The organism is Cupriavidus pauculus, assembly GCF_002858765.1.
Classification (GTDB): domain Bacteria; phylum Pseudomonadota; class Gammaproteobacteria; order Burkholderiales; family Burkholderiaceae; genus Cupriavidus; species Cupriavidus pauculus_B.
In genome coordinates this window covers 13059-28974 of sequence record NZ_PJRP01000002.1, presented here as the reverse complement: position 1 = coordinate 28974, position 15916 = coordinate 13059, and the positions used below count along the sequence as shown (strand labels likewise).

General features: G+C 66.2%; 18 protein-coding genes. 11 read left to right on the top strand and 7 right to left on the bottom strand.

What is annotated here, in order from left to right:
* Positions 1-148: 148 nt before the first annotated feature.
* Entirely contained in the window at positions 149-946 is a 798-nt protein-coding gene (locus tag CYJ10_RS04880) for a DUF1835 domain-containing protein (protein WP_101680446.1), read from the top strand.
* 44 nt (positions 947-990) lie between these two features.
* Positions 991-1632 carry a TetR/AcrR family transcriptional regulator gene (locus CYJ10_RS04875; RefSeq protein ID WP_101680445.1) on the top strand — a complete coding sequence of 214 codons (642 nt, stop codon included), beginning with the start codon at positions 991-993 and terminating at the stop codon, positions 1630-1632.
* Positions 1633-1658: 26 nt separating this feature from the next.
* On the opposite strand, the gene kefC is transcribed toward CYJ10_RS04875, so the two are convergent.
* Together kefC and kefF are read right to left on the bottom strand one after the other, a co-directional pair.
* Positions 1659-3479, bottom strand: a complete 1821-nt coding sequence (kefC, locus tag CYJ10_RS04870; protein ID WP_101680444.1) for a glutathione-regulated potassium-efflux system protein KefC — start codon at positions 3477-3479, stop codon at positions 1659-1661.
* A complete protein-coding gene (gene kefF / locus CYJ10_RS04865) occupies positions 3476-4066 on the bottom strand; it encodes a glutathione-regulated potassium-efflux system oxidoreductase KefF (RefSeq protein WP_101680443.1) in 591 nt (196 codons plus the stop codon). Before kefF ends, kefC begins: the two co-directional genes overlap by 4 nt.
* A 357-nt stretch (positions 4067-4423) precedes the next feature.
* Between kefF and CYJ10_RS04860 the strand changes: the two genes are divergently transcribed.
* Complete coding sequence (locus CYJ10_RS04860) at positions 4424-5122, top strand: GNAT family N-acetyltransferase (RefSeq protein ID WP_066736593.1); 699 nt, start codon at positions 4424-4426, stop codon at positions 5120-5122.
* A 90-nt stretch (positions 5123-5212) separates the two neighbouring features.
* On the opposite strand, the gene CYJ10_RS04855 is transcribed toward CYJ10_RS04860, so the two are convergent.
* The 5 genes from CYJ10_RS04855 to CYJ10_RS04835 form a co-directional block, all read right to left on the bottom strand.
* The gene (locus CYJ10_RS04855; protein ID WP_029051418.1) at positions 5213-5707 is read right to left on the bottom strand and encodes an Lrp/AsnC family transcriptional regulator; all 495 of its coding nucleotides are present in this window, start codon (positions 5705-5707) and stop codon (positions 5213-5215) included.
* Between the two features lie 210 nt (positions 5708-5917).
* Positions 5918-6523, bottom strand: coding sequence for an EF-hand domain-containing protein (locus CYJ10_RS04850; protein ID WP_101680442.1), 606 nt, complete (start codon positions 6521-6523; stop codon positions 5918-5920).
* Positions 6524-6698: 175 nt separating this feature from the next.
* Positions 6699-7376 (bottom strand): hypothetical protein, encoded by a 678-nt coding sequence (locus CYJ10_RS04845; protein WP_374703229.1) that lies wholly within the window; start codon positions 7374-7376, stop codon positions 6699-6701.
* A 109-nt stretch (positions 7377-7485) separates the two neighbouring features.
* Positions 7486-8706 carry a globin domain-containing protein gene (locus CYJ10_RS04840; protein WP_101680441.1) on the bottom strand — a complete coding sequence of 407 codons (1221 nt, stop codon included), beginning with the start codon at positions 8704-8706 and terminating at the stop codon, positions 7486-7488.
* A 95-nt stretch (positions 8707-8801) separates the two neighbouring features.
* Positions 8802-9257 carry an RrF2 family transcriptional regulator gene (locus CYJ10_RS04835; protein WP_180862846.1) on the bottom strand — a complete coding sequence of 152 codons (456 nt, stop codon included), beginning with the start codon at positions 9255-9257 and terminating at the stop codon, positions 8802-8804.
* A gap of 163 nt (positions 9258-9420) precedes the next feature.
* Here CYJ10_RS04835 and gspG point away from each other — a divergent pair, with 163 nt between their 5' ends.
* From gspG to CYJ10_RS04795, 8 genes are all read left to right on the top strand, one after another.
* A complete protein-coding gene (gspG, locus tag CYJ10_RS04830) occupies positions 9421-9888 on the top strand; it encodes a type II secretion system major pseudopilin GspG (RefSeq protein WP_101680439.1) in 468 nt (155 codons plus the stop codon).
* An 18-nt stretch (positions 9889-9906) separates the two neighbouring features.
* Complete coding sequence (locus CYJ10_RS04825; protein ID WP_101680438.1) at positions 9907-10419, top strand: prepilin-type N-terminal cleavage/methylation domain-containing protein; 513 nt, start codon at positions 9907-9909, stop codon at positions 10417-10419.
* Positions 10416-10859 carry a type II secretion system minor pseudopilin GspI gene (gene gspI / locus CYJ10_RS04820; protein ID WP_257993087.1) on the top strand — a complete coding sequence of 148 codons (444 nt, stop codon included), beginning with the start codon at positions 10416-10418 and terminating at the stop codon, positions 10857-10859. The genes CYJ10_RS04825 and gspI overlap by 4 nt, the downstream gene beginning before the upstream one ends.
* A complete protein-coding gene (locus CYJ10_RS04815) occupies positions 10849-11583 on the top strand; it encodes a PulJ/GspJ family protein (protein WP_101680437.1) in 735 nt (244 codons plus the stop codon). Before gspI ends, CYJ10_RS04815 begins: the two co-directional genes overlap by 11 nt.
* A 74-nt stretch (positions 11584-11657) precedes the next feature.
* A complete protein-coding gene (gene gspK / locus CYJ10_RS04810; protein WP_257993086.1) occupies positions 11658-12668 on the top strand; it encodes a type II secretion system minor pseudopilin GspK in 1011 nt (336 codons plus the stop codon).
* Positions 12669-12944: 276 nt separating this feature from the next.
* Complete coding sequence (gene gspL, locus CYJ10_RS04805; protein WP_101680435.1) at positions 12945-14501, top strand: type II secretion system protein GspL; 1557 nt, start codon at positions 12945-12947, stop codon at positions 14499-14501.
* Positions 14498-15091: a type II secretion system protein M gene (locus CYJ10_RS04800; RefSeq protein WP_101680434.1), complete on the top strand. Its 594-nt coding sequence runs from the start codon at positions 14498-14500 to the stop codon at positions 15089-15091. Before gspL ends, CYJ10_RS04800 begins: the two co-directional genes overlap by 4 nt.
* Positions 15091-15897, top strand: coding sequence for a type II secretion system protein N (locus CYJ10_RS04795; protein ID WP_101680433.1), 807 nt, complete (start codon positions 15091-15093; stop codon positions 15895-15897). Before CYJ10_RS04800 ends, CYJ10_RS04795 begins: the two co-directional genes overlap by 1 nt.
* Positions 15898-15916 lie beyond the last annotated feature (19 nt).

Genomic DNA, 15916 nt, shown 5'->3' with positions numbered 1-15916 from the left:
CCGCCGATGCCCGGCCGGTGGCGCGCCGTGATTACAATGTCGGAACACGCTTCATGCGTCGCATCGCCCGCCCGGCGGCCGCCTGCCGGCGGTGGCGGCGGTAGCGTCCGGAGGTCCGGCACCCGTCGCACCCTATACAATCACGGTCATGCAATACATTCATGTCGTCAACGGCGATGTCGCGGGCAACACGCTGCGCCAGGCGCTGGCCCAGGCCGCCCGCCCCGACCCGGTGGTCGTCCTTCGCGACGATCTCGCCGTGGGACCGATCGCCGATATCGACAGCACCGGCCTGATCCGCTCCGGCTTCTGGCAGCGCGTGGCACCGCACACCGACATCGACTTCGCGGCCGAGATGCGCCAGGCGCTGGACCAACTCCAGCAACTGCGTCGCGACGACATGGAAGTGGCCATCTGGCACGGCCAGAGCGCATCGGACCAGCTGATGCTGCGCCGGGTGGTGTTCCACCTCTACCAGGCCCCGCAGCGCATCAACGAAGTGGCGATGGACCTGCGCGAGCTGGAAGCCCCCACGCACGGCAGCCTGACCGCCATCGGCATGTACCCGGCCGCCCGCCTGGCGCGGCGCTTCTCGACCATTGCCCCGGTGTCAGTGCTGCGCCTGGGCCGGCTGGGCTACGAGTGGCAGCAGAACGTCAAGGAAAACGCCGATGTGCGGCTGTGGAAAGGCAATACGCTGGTGCCGGCGGCCTATCACAACGTCGATGACGTGATCCTGGAGCGCGCCCCCGAAGACTGGACGCCGGCTGCGCAGGTGGTGAGCAGCGTGATGGGCGCCATCGAAGGCCTGCTGGCCAGCGACTGGTTCGTCTTCTGGCGCTGCCGCGAGCTGGTCAGCACCGGCCAGCTGGAACTGCGCGGCGACCCGCAAAGCCTCGAATCCTGCGCGATCCGCCGCAACCCCCTCGCTGCCAGCACCGATTGACGCCGTACCGATAACAGAACAACAGGCGGATCGATCCGACCCCTATGGCAAGAACCAAGGCGCCCGATTTCGAGGCGCAACGCGAACAGATTCTCGACCTGGCGGCCGCCGCCTTTGCCGCGTCCAGCTATCCCAGCACCTCGATGGCCGACCTGGCAGCGGCCTGCGGCACATCCAAGGCACGGCTCTACCATTATTACGAGAGCAAGGAAGCGATCCTGTTCGACCTGCTGGACCGCTACACCCGGCAGCTGTTGCAGATCGTCACGGATGTGGAGGCGGAAGGTGCCCGCCAGGCGCGCGGCCATCGCGAGACATTCGGTCATCTGTTGCGGGCTTTCCTGGCCGAGTACGAGACCTCGCAGACGCGCCATATCGCGCTGATCAACGATGTGAAGTTTCTGGCCGAGGAGCAGCGCGACCAGATCCTGCAGCGTGAGCGCGACGTGGTGGCGGCGTTCGCGCGCCTGCTGCAACGCGCCTATCCGGACCGCGTCACGCACGACAACCAGACTGCACTGACCATGACCGTCTTCGGCATGATCAACTGGACCTTCACGTGGCTCAAGCCAGGTGGCCGGCTGTCATACGCGGCGTTCGCCGAGATGGTGGTCGGGCTGCTCGAAAACGGCCTGGCGCCTGGCATGCAGGGCGCGGACCGGGCGGACCGAGCCGGTCAGGCCTGACCGGCTCCCCGAACAGCCCCGCTACCTCAGGACCATTCGGCATCTTCCTGCTTGCGGCGCTGGTCGCGGTCCTGGCGGAACATTTCCTCGAGTTCGTCACGCGCCTGCTTGGCCATCGAGACCAGCGTCTTCTGATCCTTGTAGTACGGGTAGAAGCGGTCGATGGCCTCGATATTGTGGCGCCGGAAGCGCAGCGCCACGCTGCGCGCCTCCACGCGGTCGAAGCCCAGCCCCTCCAGCACCTTGCGTCCCAGCATCAGCGATCCTTCAAACATCTCGCGCTCGTAGCTGTTGGCGTCGATGCCCCGGTCCATGAGCTGGTAGACGTGCGACACATGCCGCGCCCGCGTGTAGATCTTCAGGTCGGGCCAGCGATGGCGCACCTTGTCGATCAGCCCGAGGTTGTCGTCCAGGTCCTCGATGGCCACGATCAGGATCTTCGCCTCGGCGGCGCCAGCGGCTTCCAGCAGGTCCATGCGCGTGGCATCGCCATAGAAGATCTTGAAGCCGTACTGGCGCAGGAATTCGATCTGGTCGGGATCATGGTCCAGCACGGTCACGCCGATGCCCTGGGCATACAACAGACGCCCGATAATCTGGCCGAAGCGCCCAAATCCGGCAATGAGCACCGGATTGTGATGATTCGTGATCTCGTCGTCCGGCCGCTTCGACATCGCGTTGAGGCGTGGCGCCAGCAACTGGTCGAACAGCAGCAGCAACAGCGGCGTGGCCACCATCGACAACGCCACGATCAGCACCAGCAGTGCCTCGGTTTCCTTCGGCAGCAGACCCACCGTGCGCGCCTCGGCGAACACCACGAATGCGAATTCGCCACCCTGCGAGATCAGCAGACCAAACAGCAGCCACTGCCCGCGCGACACCCGGAAACGCTTGGCCAGCAGCGTCAGCACCGCGGTCTTGATCAGCACGAACGCCGCCACGAAGCCCACCACCTTGCCCGGCTGCTGCGCGAGGATGCCGAAATCGATCGACATGCCCACCGCCATGAAGAACAGACCGAGCAGCAGGCCCTTGAACGGCTCGATGTCGGCCTCCAGCGCATGGCGATATTCCGAGTCGGCCAGCAGCACGCCGGCCACGAAGGTGCCAAGCGCCATCGACAAACCCACGGCGTCCATCATCAACGCAATGCCCACCACCAGCAGCAGCGAGAACGCGGTGAACATCTCGCGCATGCCCGTCCGGGCAATCACGCGCAGCGCCGGCCGCACCAGGTAGCGGCCACCCACGACCACGGCGCCGATCACGGCCACCGCCTTCGCGGCAGTCTGCCAGTTCTCCGGGCCGTGGGCCGTGGCGCCCGCGCCGTCCGCCGCCAGAAGCGGCAGCAGCGCGATCATCGGAATCGCGGCGATATCCTGGAATAGCAGAATGCCGAAACTGGCGGCACCGGCGCCGGTCTGCATCAGGTTGCGCTCGGCCAGCGTGGCAAACGCAATCGCCGTGGACGACAGCGCCAGGCCCAGGCCGGCGACGATCGCCACCTGCCACGGCGCGCCGAACAGCGCGGCAACGATGCCGATGGCCAATGCGCACGCCGCCATCTGTATCGAACCGTACCCAAAGATGCTCTGCTTCAGGGCCTTGAGCTTGCGCGGCTCCAGTTCCAGCCCGATCACGAACATCATCAGCACGACGCCGAACTCCGAGAAATGGAGGATCGACTCGACATTCGTCACCAGACGCAAGGCAAACGGGCCAATGGCGGCACCGGCGATCAGGTAGCCCAGCACTGCGCCCAGTTGGAAGCGGCGTGCGACCGGCACGGCCACCACGGCCGCCACCAGGAACACCAGCAGGGCGATCAGGAAGTCATGCTGGTTCATTGCACGTCCTCCCCGGTGGTCTCGGACGCCGGCCATTCCTGCGTTTCCGGGGGCAGCGGCGGGGCCGCCAGATGGCGTGCCACGTGTTCGATGTGCAAGGCGACGGCGTCGGTATCGACGCGGTCGGCATCGTGCAGCACGATCGGGGGCATCCAGCTCATGCCGCACTGCAGGGCGGTTTGCTCCAGCGGCAGCAGGAAATCGGCGAGGGGATGGCCGTGGGCGCCGTCAGGCCCGTAGGCATCTGCCTGGCCACCCGCGCTCACCACGGCCAGCATCGACTTGCCGCGCAACGCCGTGCCGCCCGGGCCGTAAGCCCAGCCCATCTCGAGGACGTCATCGAGCCAGAGCTTCAACAGGGCCGGTACGTTGTACCAGCGCACCGGGAACAGCAGCACCACCGTTTCCGCGGTCGACAGCAGTCGCTGTTCCGCTACGACATTGATGTCGTAGTCGACGTAAAGGTTGTAGAGCTCGCGAACTTCCACATGCGGCAGTTCCGCAAGCGCTTCGGCAAGGGGATGGTTGACGCGCGAGCGTCGGGGCGCAGGGTGCGCATAGATCACAACAATCGGTGGCTCGTTCATGAATGGGGCTTTGTCTTTCCCGTGGGGGACAGATGCGACAGACAAGCCAGTCGGTGCGGCGTTGCAGCAAATCCACAACCCGCGCACCTGTGACGTCCCAGCCGCGCACATAACTCTATGAATTGTCGGGTCTTTTTTTCATTCGTCGCGCTCCTGGCACCGTGTGGCGATCGAGAAGCTTACGCGAGACTGACAATTCCACTACAATACTTTTCGCGTCGCAGCAACCTAGTGTTTGCCCGAACCCAGCATTCTGGATCACAAATCCAACTCCCGTCGCAGGGAGTTTGATGAAAGTGCAGGGCCGACCACCGCGACAGTGCTATTTTTATACCGATCACTGAAGAAGGAAACCAAGTGAACCCGCTCGAACTGAGCAAGGCCGTCGGCGCAGTCACCGACGAAGATCTTCGCCGTGCAGCCGAGGCCAGCCAGGCAACCCAGCGTCACACCACTCTGGTGCGCGAGCTGGCTGCCCATCATCGCTCCCGTCTGCAGAAGCATTTTCTCGCCCTGGGCGAGGAAGATCGCCTGCTCCGATTCGGCCAGTCGGTTGGCAACCACGTGATCGAGGCTTATGTGGAAAGCATCGATTTCGACCATGACAGCGTGTTCGGCGTCTATGACGAGCACCTGGAACTGGTTGGCGTCGGCCACTTTGCAAACCTGCGCGACAACGCCCAGGGCCGCGTCGCCGAGTTCGGCGTGTCGGTATCGAAGAGCGCCCGGGGCCGCGGCATCGGCAGCGCCCTGTTCCAGCGCGCCGCCATGCATGGCCGCAACACCAGCGTCCGCACGCTGTACATGCACTGCCTGTCACGCAACGCGGCGATGATGCACATCGCCAAGAAGGCCGGCATGAAGGTGCAGTACGCCTATGGCGAAGCCGATGCCTACCTGGAACTGCCGCCGGCCGACACGGTGAGCCGCCTGACCGAGGCCATCGACGAGCAGGTGGCGGATCTGGACTACCTGGTCCGTCGCAACCTGCGCGATGTCCGCCGTTTTGGGCTACGCTTCTGGCGCTCGCTGGTGCCGCAGAAGGGCACTGCCTGATCCGGTCCGGCAACTCCAAATGAAAAACGGCGCACCCACAAGGTGCGCCGTTTCTGTTTGGTGCGGGCCGAAGTGCCGCCTGGACCGCTGTCAGGCCCCGCCGGCGACCGGCAGCGCCGTGGTGTCCTTGATCGACTCCAGCGCGAAGCTGGAACGCACATCGATCACCGATGGATGCGCCAGCAATTGCTCCTGCATGAAGCGCGCAAAGTGCTCCATGTCTTCAACATAGACCTTCAGCAGCAGATCCATCTCGCCCGTCATGGCATGGCACGCCGCCACTTCCGGCCAAGTCTGGATGGCCGCGCGGAACAGGTCCAGCGGCGCCTTGCCCTTGGGCGTGCCACCCTGTTTCTCCAGCCGCACATTGATATAGGCAAGCAGGCCCAAGCCAATTTTGTTCGGTTCGAGCAGCGCCGCGTACTGGCGAATCACGCCAATTTCCTCCAGCCGACGGATGCGACGCAGGCAGGGGCTCGGCGACAGATTCACGCGCTCCGCCACTTCCAGGTTGGTCAGCCTCCCGTTGGTCTGCAGGACCTCCAGAATTTTCCGGTCGATCTTGTCCAGCTCCACCTTGCTCACGTTTTGTTGCTCCGCAATATGTTTGTCGGCAATTTTTTTGCGCAAATTTAGCAAGTCGTGCACAAGTCCGCAATTTATTTCATGTAAGGACTAGTACGGCGGTCATATGCAGCGGGCGCATGCGTCACGTAGGGCGAGGCAAGGATGGTGCCAGCCAAATGAAAAAAGCGCGGCCCGAAGGCCGCGCCTGGCTGCTGCCGAAGCAATGGCTTAGTTGCCGCTCGGCGACGGGACCGACGGGCCCGAAGCACCGCCCGGGCCGCGACGCTGCATGCGGTCCATCCGCTCCTTGTGCATCTTCTGCATGTCGGACTGGATTTCGGCCATGGTCACCTTGCCGTCGTGGTTGGCGTCGAGCTTGTCGAAGCGATCTGCCACACGCGGGAAGGCAGCCTTGAACTCGTCGCGCGTCAGCGCACCGTCGTTGTTCTTGTCCGCTGCCTTGAACTTGGCCTCGAACTCGGCCTTCATCTCGGTGCGGCGCTGCTCCCAGGCAGCCTTGCGATAGGCAGCCAGTTCGGTCTTGTCGAGCTTGCCGTCGTGGTTGGTGTCGATCTTGTTGAACAGCGCGTCGGCTTCGGCCTTCGAGATCGTGCCATCTCCGTCGGTGTCGACCGACTTCATCCACATCATGCCGCCATGGTGATGTTCACCCGGGCCACCCATGCGGTGGTGAGGCGCCGGACCACCTTGCGGGGCAGCCTGCGGCGCGGCCGGGGCCGGCGTGGTTTGCGCGAAGGCCGCGCCAGCGGCCATGAACACGGCCGAGGCCGCGATAAAGCTCTTGAGGATGTGCGTCTTGTGATTGCGTTGCATGTCTGTGCTCCTTTTCATCACGTTGGGCATGTACGGATTAGAACGCAGACAACCGCGCCAAGTTGGCACTTTTAATACGATGTTACGGGCCTCACAGAATCGACTAGCGCCGTAAACCGCCGCAATACAGTCAAAGATTGCGCAATACTCTGAAATTCGTATTTTTACGATTTCTTCAGTCTTTTGGCAGCTGGTTCTCGGCGCCGTGCGGCGGCACCGACTGGAATTCCTGCGGCGCAACGCCCTGCTGCGGAGCAGGCTGCTGGAACTGCTGCGCTGGCGGCTGTACCGGCGCACTGGCAACCGGGGGCGGTGCCGACTGCACCGGGGCCGGCATCGGCGTCGACAGCGGCGCGGCCGCACCGGACGGCGGTGGCGCCGGCAAATTGCCCGGACGGCCCACTGATACGGTGTTCTGCAGCGGCAATGCAATTTCCTGCCGCACGCCGTTGCGTTCGATCACGATATTGCGGCCGCGGATTTCCGTCAGGCGGATCTGCGACGAGAGCGATGCACCAGCGCGCACGGCCTTGGGCGGCCCGCCATCCAGCGACAGAATGGCTGCCGCCGGACCGACGCCATCGACGTCCGCCACCACGCCGATCAACTGGATATCCCGCACGCCCGACTGCGCGCTGCCACCAAACAGCGTGGCCACCGCGCCGGTTTCCACGGCCTCGGTCAGGGCGACACGCGCCGATTTGGGTACGGGAATCGTCCGCATTGCGCTGAACACCAGCACCCAGTGCGTGACCAGGGCGCACAGTGCGACAAATAGCAACAGACTGGCTGCGCGTGGCAGCCAGGAAGCGGAAAGGTCGAAGCGGAAGGCAGGCCGGGTCAGGGTTGGCACGAGCGGTACGCCAGGCGGCGGAATCCAAGAGGTCGCCTAGCGTACCAGACGCATGCGTCGATTGTCTGTCAGTCGTGCCGGCCGGGCGGTTGACCTGGATCGAGGCCCATCAGAGCAGGTCGTCGAGCAGATCGGGACCGAACACTTCGCGGTGGATATGGCCCACCGGAATTCCCGCGTTGATCAGCGCATGGCGCTGGGCCTGCATGAAGCCCAGCGGGCCGCACAGGTAGAAGCGCGCATCGTTGAATGCCGAGGTGTCTTCGGCCTTGAGCACAGACTCGATCGGCATCGTGCCAGCGTGGTCGAAGTCGCGGCCCGACACGTCACCGGTTTGCGGCGCCTCGTAGCTGATGTGGGTACGCAGGTTCGGCATCCGTTCGCGCGCCCAGTTCAGGTCGCCGCGATGCGCGTGGTGCCGGCCGTGGCGCGCCGCGTGGGCGAACAGCACCGGACGGTGCGGATTTTCCTTGGCCAGCGTGCGCAGCACGGACACCATCGGCGTCACGCCGATGCCGGCCGACATCAGCACGATCGGGCGGCGGTCGTCGATGGCCGGCGCAAACTCGCCCCACGGCGTGCTGACGTGCAGCGTGGTGTCAACTTGCGCGTTGTCGTGCAGCCAGTTCGATACCGCGCCGGCCGGCGTTTCGGCGTTGCCGTCTTCGCGCTTGACCGAAATGCGCCAGGTAGGCAGGCCACGCTCGCCGGACAGCGAGTACTGGCGCAGCTGACGATGACCGTCGCCCAGAGCCGCTTCCACACTGATGTACTGGCCCGGGGCGAAGTCGCGCAGCGGCTTGCCGTCGTCGGCTGCCAGGGTGAGCGAGACCACCTGGTCGCCTTCCTGCTCGCGGGCGATCACGCGCACGCGCTGCAGTTCGCCAGCCTTGACGTTGTGCCGGTCATACAGGCGCGCTTCGGCGGCGATCAGCTCGCCGGCCAGCAGCCAGTAAGCCTCATCCCAGGCTGCCAGCAGCGGCGGCGTGGCGGCATCGCCCAGCACGGCGGCAATGGCTTCAAGCAGATACTTGCCGACGATCGGATAGTGGGCCGAGGTCAGGCCGACGGCCACGTGCTTGTGGACAATGCGTTCCACCACGGGCGCCAGCACATCGGCGCGGTCGACGTTGGCGGCATAGGCGAACACCGCGGACGCCAGCGACTGCTGCTGCGAGCCGTTGGCCTGGTTGCCCATGTTGAACAGGTTCTTCAGTTCGGGGCGCGCCGCGAACATCTCGCGGTAGAAGTGCGTGGTAATGGCAAGACCGTGCTCGCGCAGCACGGGGACGCTGGCATCGATATAGGGGCGGGAAGCAGCGGACAACATCAGCAAAAACTCCTGTGAATTCATGCATTTAGAATGCATGTTTTTGCGCACAATAAAACCGGCGTCGAACTGCGGCTGGGGTCTCGCCCACTGCCTCAGGCCACGCGCCGGCTCAGGAAATCGCGATGCAGACTGATGATCGACTCGGCTGTCCGGCTGTTGCCGGAGACTTCGGCCAGCGTGACGCCGTCAAGCGCCTGGTAGAACGCTTCTTCGGCCTGGTCCAGCGCACGCTTCAGTCGGCAATTGCCGTTCAGCGCGCATGGCGGGTCGGAACAGTCGATCACCGACTTGTGTCCTTCCAGCTCTCGCAGGATCGTGCCAATCGACAGCTTCTCGGCACCCGGGCCCAGCTGCAGCCCCCCATGCCGCCCACGCGTGGCCGAAACCCAGCCAAGCTTCGACAACCGCGCCGCCACCTTCACGAGGTGATTGTGGGAGATGTCGAATTGCTGGCCGACTTCGGCGATCGTGATCGGACGGGTGCCGTCGCCGCGTGATACATACATCAGCAGGCGCAAGGCATAGTCTGAGAATCGGGTCAGTTGCATCGTGCCTCGAATCATAGATAACGTGCATCTGCAATGCAAGATTTTTATTGCAGTTGCACATTGGTACATAAATCCCGATCCGACGCCCGGGCAGCACACCAAACGGTCATCTGGCGGGGGTTATACTCTCCGACCATACCTCGACCAACAAGGCCAAGAACCGATGCGCAGAACCGTCACCCAGACTGCCGCCCTCCGGACGCAACTTCGTCGCCGCCTCGCCCGCGGCTTCACCCTGATCGAAATCATGGTGGTGATCGTGATCCTGGGCGTGCTGGCGGCGCTGGTGGTGCCCAAGATCATGAGCCGCCCCGACGAGGCCCGTATCGTTGCCGCGCGCCAGGATATCTCGTCGATCATGCAGGCGCTCAAGCTCTATCGGCTGGACAACGGCCGGTATCCGACCACCGACCAAGGCCTGGCAGCGCTGGTCAACAAGCCGACGACCGAGCCCATCCCCAACAACTGGAAGGGCGGCGGCTATCTGGAAAAGCTGCCCAAGGACCCCTGGGGCCACCCGTACCAGTACCTGAACCCGGGTGTGCGTGGCGAAATCGACGTATTCAGCTTTGCCTCGGACGGCCAGGCCGGCGGCAGCGGCAACGACGCCGATATCGGCAACTGGGAATAAGCCCGCGCCCTGCCCTTCATGACTCCGGCGACGCCGCGCGGCCAGGCCGCCCTACTCCAGCGCCGCCGGCTGCACGGCTTCACGCTGCTCGAACTGCTGGTGGTCATGGTGATTGCCGGCATCGTCATCTCGCTGGTGGCGGTCAACGCCACCCCAAATGATCGCGGCCGCGTGCTCGACGATGGCCAGCGCATCGCGCGCCTGTTTGAACTGGCCCAGGAAGATGCCCAGCTTGGCGCTCGGCCGCTGGCCTGGGAAGGCGATGCCACGGGCTGGCGTTTTCTGGAATCCACGCCGCAGGGCTGGGTGCCGATGCGCACCGACGTCTTCGCGCCGGGCCACTGGCGCATTCCGCTGGACGGCGCGGTCATCGTCCAGGGCGGACGCCAGCTGGGCACGGGCCCGGTGCGGCTGATCTTCGGGCGCGAACTGATCGACGAACCCCAGCGGCTGGTACTGACGCGTGGCGATATCCGCGTGGACGTGGCCGGCGACGGCAGCGGCCGCTATGTGGCGACGGTGACGCAATGATGCGCCCCATCCGTTTAAGTTACCTGAACCGCTTGCGCCGCTTTCCGCACGCCTCGCGTACCCCGGCAAGGGGCTTCACGCTAATCGAAGTGCTGGTTGCCCTGACCATCCTGGCCGTCGCGCTGACCGCCGCCATGCGGGCGATGGGCTCGATGATCGAGTCGAGCGTTTCGCTGCAGCAGCGCATGCTGGCCGAATTCAGCGCCGAAAACCATCTGGCCACGCTGCGGCTGTCCAAGACCTGGCCCGAACCGGGCACGCGCGGCTACGACTGCCCCCAGGGCGGCGTGGCATTGTGGTGCGAGGAATCGGTATCCGGCACGCCCAATCCGTCATTCCGCCGCGTAGAAGTCGCGGTCTATCCGTCCGCCGGCAACAAGTCAGTACGGCTGGCGTGGCTGGTCACCCTCGTTCCCAATGAAGCTCGCAATGTCCTCTGAGCGCCGGGCCCTGCGCGGCGGCCAGCGCGGGTTCACTCTGCTGGAGATGCTGGTCGCCATCACGCTGCTGGCGGTAATGGCCGTCATCGGCTGGCGCGCACTCGATTCCCTGACCCGCAGCCGCGAACGACTGACCGATCACGACGCGCGACTCGATGCGCTGAAGGTGCTTTACGGTCAGTTCCAGTCCGACTGCGAGCACCTCGCCCAACCGGCCCAGCTGGAGGCCAGCCCCGTGGAGATCGGCCCCAACCAGCTGCTGCTGGTGCGCGATCGCCGCGACGAAGGCCAGCCACCCGCGTGGCAGGTGGTGGCCTACCGGCTCGACGGCAATACCGTGGTGCGAGCGGCCAGCCGGGCCGCTCGCACCCGCAATGACGTGCAGGGTGCCCTGACGCAACTGCGCCAGCCGGGTAGCGCCGGCCTGCAGATCCGCCCGTTGCTTGGCGATGCCGAGCAACTGTCAGCACGCGTCTGGGTGGAACCGGGTGGCTGGCTGATCGATTCGGGCCGGGTGCGTACCGCCCTGCTGCAGGGCAGCGTGGTGGCCAATGCCGTCGAAGCCGCCGCCGCGGCCTCGGGCGCCAGCGATGCACAAGCGGGAAGTCAACGGCCGATTTCGGACAGCGTGGCCATACGCGCCGTCGAGCTCAACGTCTTCGCCCGCATGGGCGACGGCGACGCCGCCCGGCAGTTCCAGAAGATCTGCATGACGGGGATGTGATGACGCGCGCGCCCTTCCCCTCCCCGCCCGAACCCACCCCGCGTTTGTCCACCCCACCCCTGTCCGCTCCGCCCGTGCCCACGCATTCCTTGTCGCGCCACACGCGCCGCCAGCAGGGCGCCGCCGTGGTGACAGCGCTGCTGATGGTGACGCTGGCCGTGGTCGTGGTATCGGGCATGCTGTGGCGCCAGCAGGTGCAGATCCGTTCGATCGAGAACCAGCGCCTGGTGGCCCAGGCCGCCTGGATCGAACGCGCGGCGGTGGACTGGTCGCGCCTGATCCTGCGCGACGACAGGCGCCGCTCGCAGGTGGACTACCTGGGCGAGCCGTGGTCGGTGCCCGTGGCGGAAACCCGGCTGTCCGACTTCCTGGGCGCAGGCGTCAGCACGGCCGAAGGCGGCGAAACGTCGTTCGTGTCCGGCCGTATCCTCGATGCGCAGGCGCGTTTTAACCTGACCAACCTCTACAACATTGAGCAGGCCAACGGCGCGGGCCGCATGGTCAGCATCAACGGGGTGTCGCTGCAGGCGTTCAGACGCCTGCTTCAAACGCTGGGCATGAACCCTGGCCTGGCCGAGCCAACCGTCCGATATTTCGTGCGCGCCGCCCGGGGCGTGCCGTCGGACGGCCAGCCCGCGCCGCGCCCACCCGACAGCGTGGAAGACCTGCTCGCCATCCCCGGCTATACGCCGGCGATGGTGGCGGCGCTTGAGTCCTTTGTTACGGTGCTGCCGCAGCGCACTGCCGTCAATGCGAATACCGCCGACGCCGAAGTGCTGTCCGCGGTGATCGACCAGTTGCCGCTGGATCGGGCGCGCGAACTGGTGCGCCAGCGTGACCGCGCCTACTTCAACAACATCAGCGATGTGACGACCCAGCTCCACGGCATTGCGCCGCAGGCCACCATCGATAACGATACGATCGATGTGCTCACTCACTATTTCCTGATTTACGGGCTGGTCCGGCACGAGCGCGCGCGGCGCCTGAAGGTGTCGCTGGTGTACCGGTCAGACGGGTTCGGCGGAGGCAATAACACGCGCATCATCTGGACCCGCGACGCGGACGCGATGCCCGAGCAACGCTGAAACGGCGCCGAGCCGCAAGCCGTTTTTGCCCGGATGCGTGTCGGAATCATCGTTCTGCAGAATCAGTCGGACCACTATTGACGCGCGTAAGTCACACAGGCAAGGTATGCTGCTGCGCCGAGCCGGGTCCGGTGCAGCCAACTGCCGCCGGGCCAGAGATTGTGCCCGCCAGTCCGCTCCAGCCTGCCCCAGCGCATGGCACCGGGGCGCCAACGGGCGGCCGACCGGCCTGCCACGCGCCTCCAGCGTATCTTCGCCACAGATAACAGGGAAATCTTGAGTACCACGCTCTACGTCCGCCTGCCGCACCGGCCGCATGACCAGCCGCAACCGTGGCAGTTTGGCGCGATGCCTTTTGCGCTGGTACGCGCATCCGCAGAGAAAAGCCGTGCCGGCGGCCTGTCGCCGGCGCCCGAGCTGTTGCGCGAAGGCCACGCCCTGGCTGGGGAAATGCCGGCGGCGGATCGCCTGGTCCTGATTCTGGCCGCCAGCGATGTGCTGCTCACGACAGCCTTGGTGCCGCCGCTGCCGCCTGCCCGCCTGCGCCTGGCCCTGCCGAATCTGGTGGAAGACATGCTGGCCACGGACGCCGCGCCGTGCCATATCGCACTGGGGCCGGCGCTCGATCCGGCCGCCCCGGCCCGCGGCCCGCGCCGACGCCTGCTGATGGTCACGGACCGCGCCTGGCTGCGCGCCGCGCTCGACCAGTTCACCGAACACAAGCACCGCCGCCGCAGCGTACTGCCGGCGCAGTTGTGCCTGCCGCTGGCACAAGCCGACGCACCGGCGCCGGCTCCGGCCGCAGCCCGCGAGACATCTGAACCGGCCCTGGCCGAAGCCGTCGCACCCGCGTCGCCGTCGCCCGCATCCGTCCCCGAAATCCCCGCCACCACCGATGAATCGGCCCCGCCCGCCACGCTGGTGGTGGAAGCCGCGACATCGGCGCTGGCCCAGTCGGCCTCGCTGCTGGACGCCGCCGCGCCGCCCCCGGCCGCCGCCGACGCTGCCAGACTCTGGCAGCTGACAGTCCGGACCGGCCCCTACGATGGCTACGGGCTGCTGCTCAATGACCAGGCCCTGGCCGCCTGGCAGGCGCTGGCCCCGACCGGCGAATGGCATGGCGACCCAGCCGCGCTGGCCCATGCCTCCGTGCCAGCACTGCGTTCGCAGCGTCCGGTGGCTCGCGCATCGCGGATTTCCGAAAATTGGCGCGTCTGGCTGGCGGGCGCCGAAGCCTGCCTGCGCGAGCCGCAGATCGACCTGGCGCAATTCGAGTTCGCCCAGGGCCGGATGGACCGCTGGAACGTGCTGGCCTGGCGTCTGCCGGTGGCCCTGGCAGTGGGGCTGGTGCTGGCGCAGATCATCGGCATGAACATCCAATGGCTGATGCTGCGCCAGGAATCAAAGCGCATCGACGCGGCCCAGGTCGACATTCTGCATACCGCCTTTCCGAATGTGCCGCCGGTGGCCGAGCCACCGCTGCTGATGCGTCGCCAGATGGAACAGCTGCGTACGGCCAGTGGCCGCAGCACGCCCAGCGATTTCCTGCCGCTGGCCGATGGCTTTGCACGCGCCGCCCACGACCTGCCGCCCGACGCGCTGCTGCAGCTCGACTATCGCGCCGGCGCGCTCTACGTCACGCTCAAGGCGGGCACCAATACCAATGCGCTGCGCAATGCCGCGCGGCAAGCAGGCCTGCAGATGGAAGAAGACAAGTCCCCGCCGGACGCCACCGTGCGGGCCGGCGGCACCCCGACACCGCCCGGCTCGCGCTGGACGATCAAGACCGAATCGCGCGCCGACAATCCGGCGCAAGGCAGGGCCGGCGCATGAAGTTCGTTAAATCCGCCAATCGGCCCACCGCTGCAACGGGTACGTCCGCTGGCCGCCTTGGCAGGCTGCGCCCGCGCGTACCCGACGTCTGGCGCGAACGGTTCGACACCTTCTGGAACGCCCGCAATCCGCGCGAGCAGGCCATCCTTGGTGGCGGCGTGGTCGTACTGGTGCTGGTGTTCGGCTATCTGGTGCTGTGGGAGCCTGCCGCCACCGGCCGAGACCGCCTGATGCGCAACCTGCCGGCGCAACGCGCCGACCTGGCCGAAATGGAAACGCTGGCGCAGGAAGCGCGCGGCCTGCAGGCCAGCCCGGCGCCGTCGCTGCGCGGCGATGCGCTGACCCAGGCGCTGCAGGACAACCTCGGACAGCACGGACTGAAGCCCACCCGCCTGGCGGCCACGGGCGACAACGCCGTGCAGGTGCAGCTGGACAAGGTGGCCTTCGGCGCCGTGGCCAGCTGGCTGCAGGATGTGCGCGCCCAGCAGCGGCTCAAGGTAACGGACGCCCGCATCAGCTATGTCGGCGCCACAGCGCTGGTCAACGTCACGGCAACGCTGCAAGGCCCTGGTGCCGGTGGCCGCAACTGATGGCGCGGCTCGAAGCCCTGCGCCTGCCCCGTCGGCGCGCCGGCGCGTCGCGCGGCTGGCAATGGCTGCGCTGGACGTTGCTCGGTGCGGCAACGGTGGTGGTAACCGTGACGGCGTCGCTGCCCGCCACCTGGATGGCCGAGCGCATCGCCATGGAAAGCGGACGCCGCGTGCTGCTGGCGGATGCAGCCGGCACGCTCTGGCATGGCAGCGCCACGGTGGCGCTGTCGGCGGGCGCGGGCAGCCAGACATCGACCGTGCTGCCGGGCCGGCTGACCTGGGACGTGGCGTTCTGGCCATTGCTGACCGGCACGCTGCGCCTGATGCTGGAACAGGACATGACGATGGCCGCGCCGGTAACAGTTGCGGTGACACCTGTCGGCTGGACCGTGCAGTCGGGCGGTATCCGCCTGCCGGCATCGCTGCTGGAAGGCATTGGCGCCCCGTTCAACACGCTGCGGCCGGACGGCACGATGCGGATCGACTGGACGGCGCTGCAAGGCAAGTTTGCCGGCAACCAGAAATTCGGACGCCTGACCCTACAGCTGGATCAGATGTCGGCGGCAGTGAGCCGCCTGCGCCCGTTGGGCAGCTATCGCGCGGAAGTCGACCTGACCGGTGCCGATGGCAAGTTGCAATTGAAGACCACGGCCGGACCGCTGCACCTGGAGGGCAGCGGCACACTCGGTCGGCAGTCCCGCTTCGAGGGTACGGCCCATGCCGACCCCGAGGCGGCCACCCAGCTGGCGGGCCTGTTGAGCCTGCTGGGACGAACGGAAAACAACGTGACAAGGCTGCGCTTCTGATTGCCGAAGCTGCCGAAGC

Coding starts and splice junctions, on each gene's coding strand:
- CYJ10_RS04880 (WP_101680446.1), top strand. CDS start 149: ATGCAATACATTCATGTCGTCAACGGCGATGTCGCGGGCAACACGCTG.
- CYJ10_RS04875 (WP_101680445.1), top strand. CDS start 991: ATGGCAAGAACCAAGGCGCCCGATTTCGAGGCGCAACGCGAACAGATT.
- kefC (WP_101680444.1), bottom strand. CDS start 3,479: ATGAACCAGCATGACTTCCTGATCGCCCTGCTGGTGTTCCTGGTGGCG.
- kefF (WP_101680443.1), bottom strand. CDS start 4,066: ATGAACGAGCCACCGATTGTTGTGATCTATGCGCACCCTGCGCCCCGA.
- CYJ10_RS04850 (WP_101680442.1), bottom strand. CDS start 6,523: ATGCAACGCAATCACAAGACGCACATCCTCAAGAGCTTTATCGCGGCC.
- CYJ10_RS04840 (WP_101680441.1), bottom strand. CDS start 8,706: ATGTTGTCCGCTGCTTCCCGCCCCTATATCGATGCCAGCGTCCCCGTG.
- CYJ10_RS04835 (WP_180862846.1), bottom strand. CDS start 9,257: ATGCAACTGACCCGATTCTCAGACTATGCCTTGCGCCTGCTGATGTAT.
- gspG (WP_101680439.1), top strand. CDS start 9,421: ATGCGCAGAACCGTCACCCAGACTGCCGCCCTCCGGACGCAACTTCGT.
- CYJ10_RS04825 (WP_101680438.1), top strand. CDS start 9,907: ATGACTCCGGCGACGCCGCGCGGCCAGGCCGCCCTACTCCAGCGCCGC.
- gspI (WP_257993087.1), top strand. CDS start 10,416: ATGATGCGCCCCATCCGTTTAAGTTACCTGAACCGCTTGCGCCGCTTT.
- CYJ10_RS04815 (WP_101680437.1), top strand. CDS start 10,849: ATGTCCTCTGAGCGCCGGGCCCTGCGCGGCGGCCAGCGCGGGTTCACT.
- CYJ10_RS04800 (WP_101680434.1), top strand. CDS start 14,498: ATGAAGTTCGTTAAATCCGCCAATCGGCCCACCGCTGCAACGGGTACG.
- CYJ10_RS04795 (WP_101680433.1), top strand. CDS start 15,091: ATGGCGCGGCTCGAAGCCCTGCGCCTGCCCCGTCGGCGCGCCGGCGCG.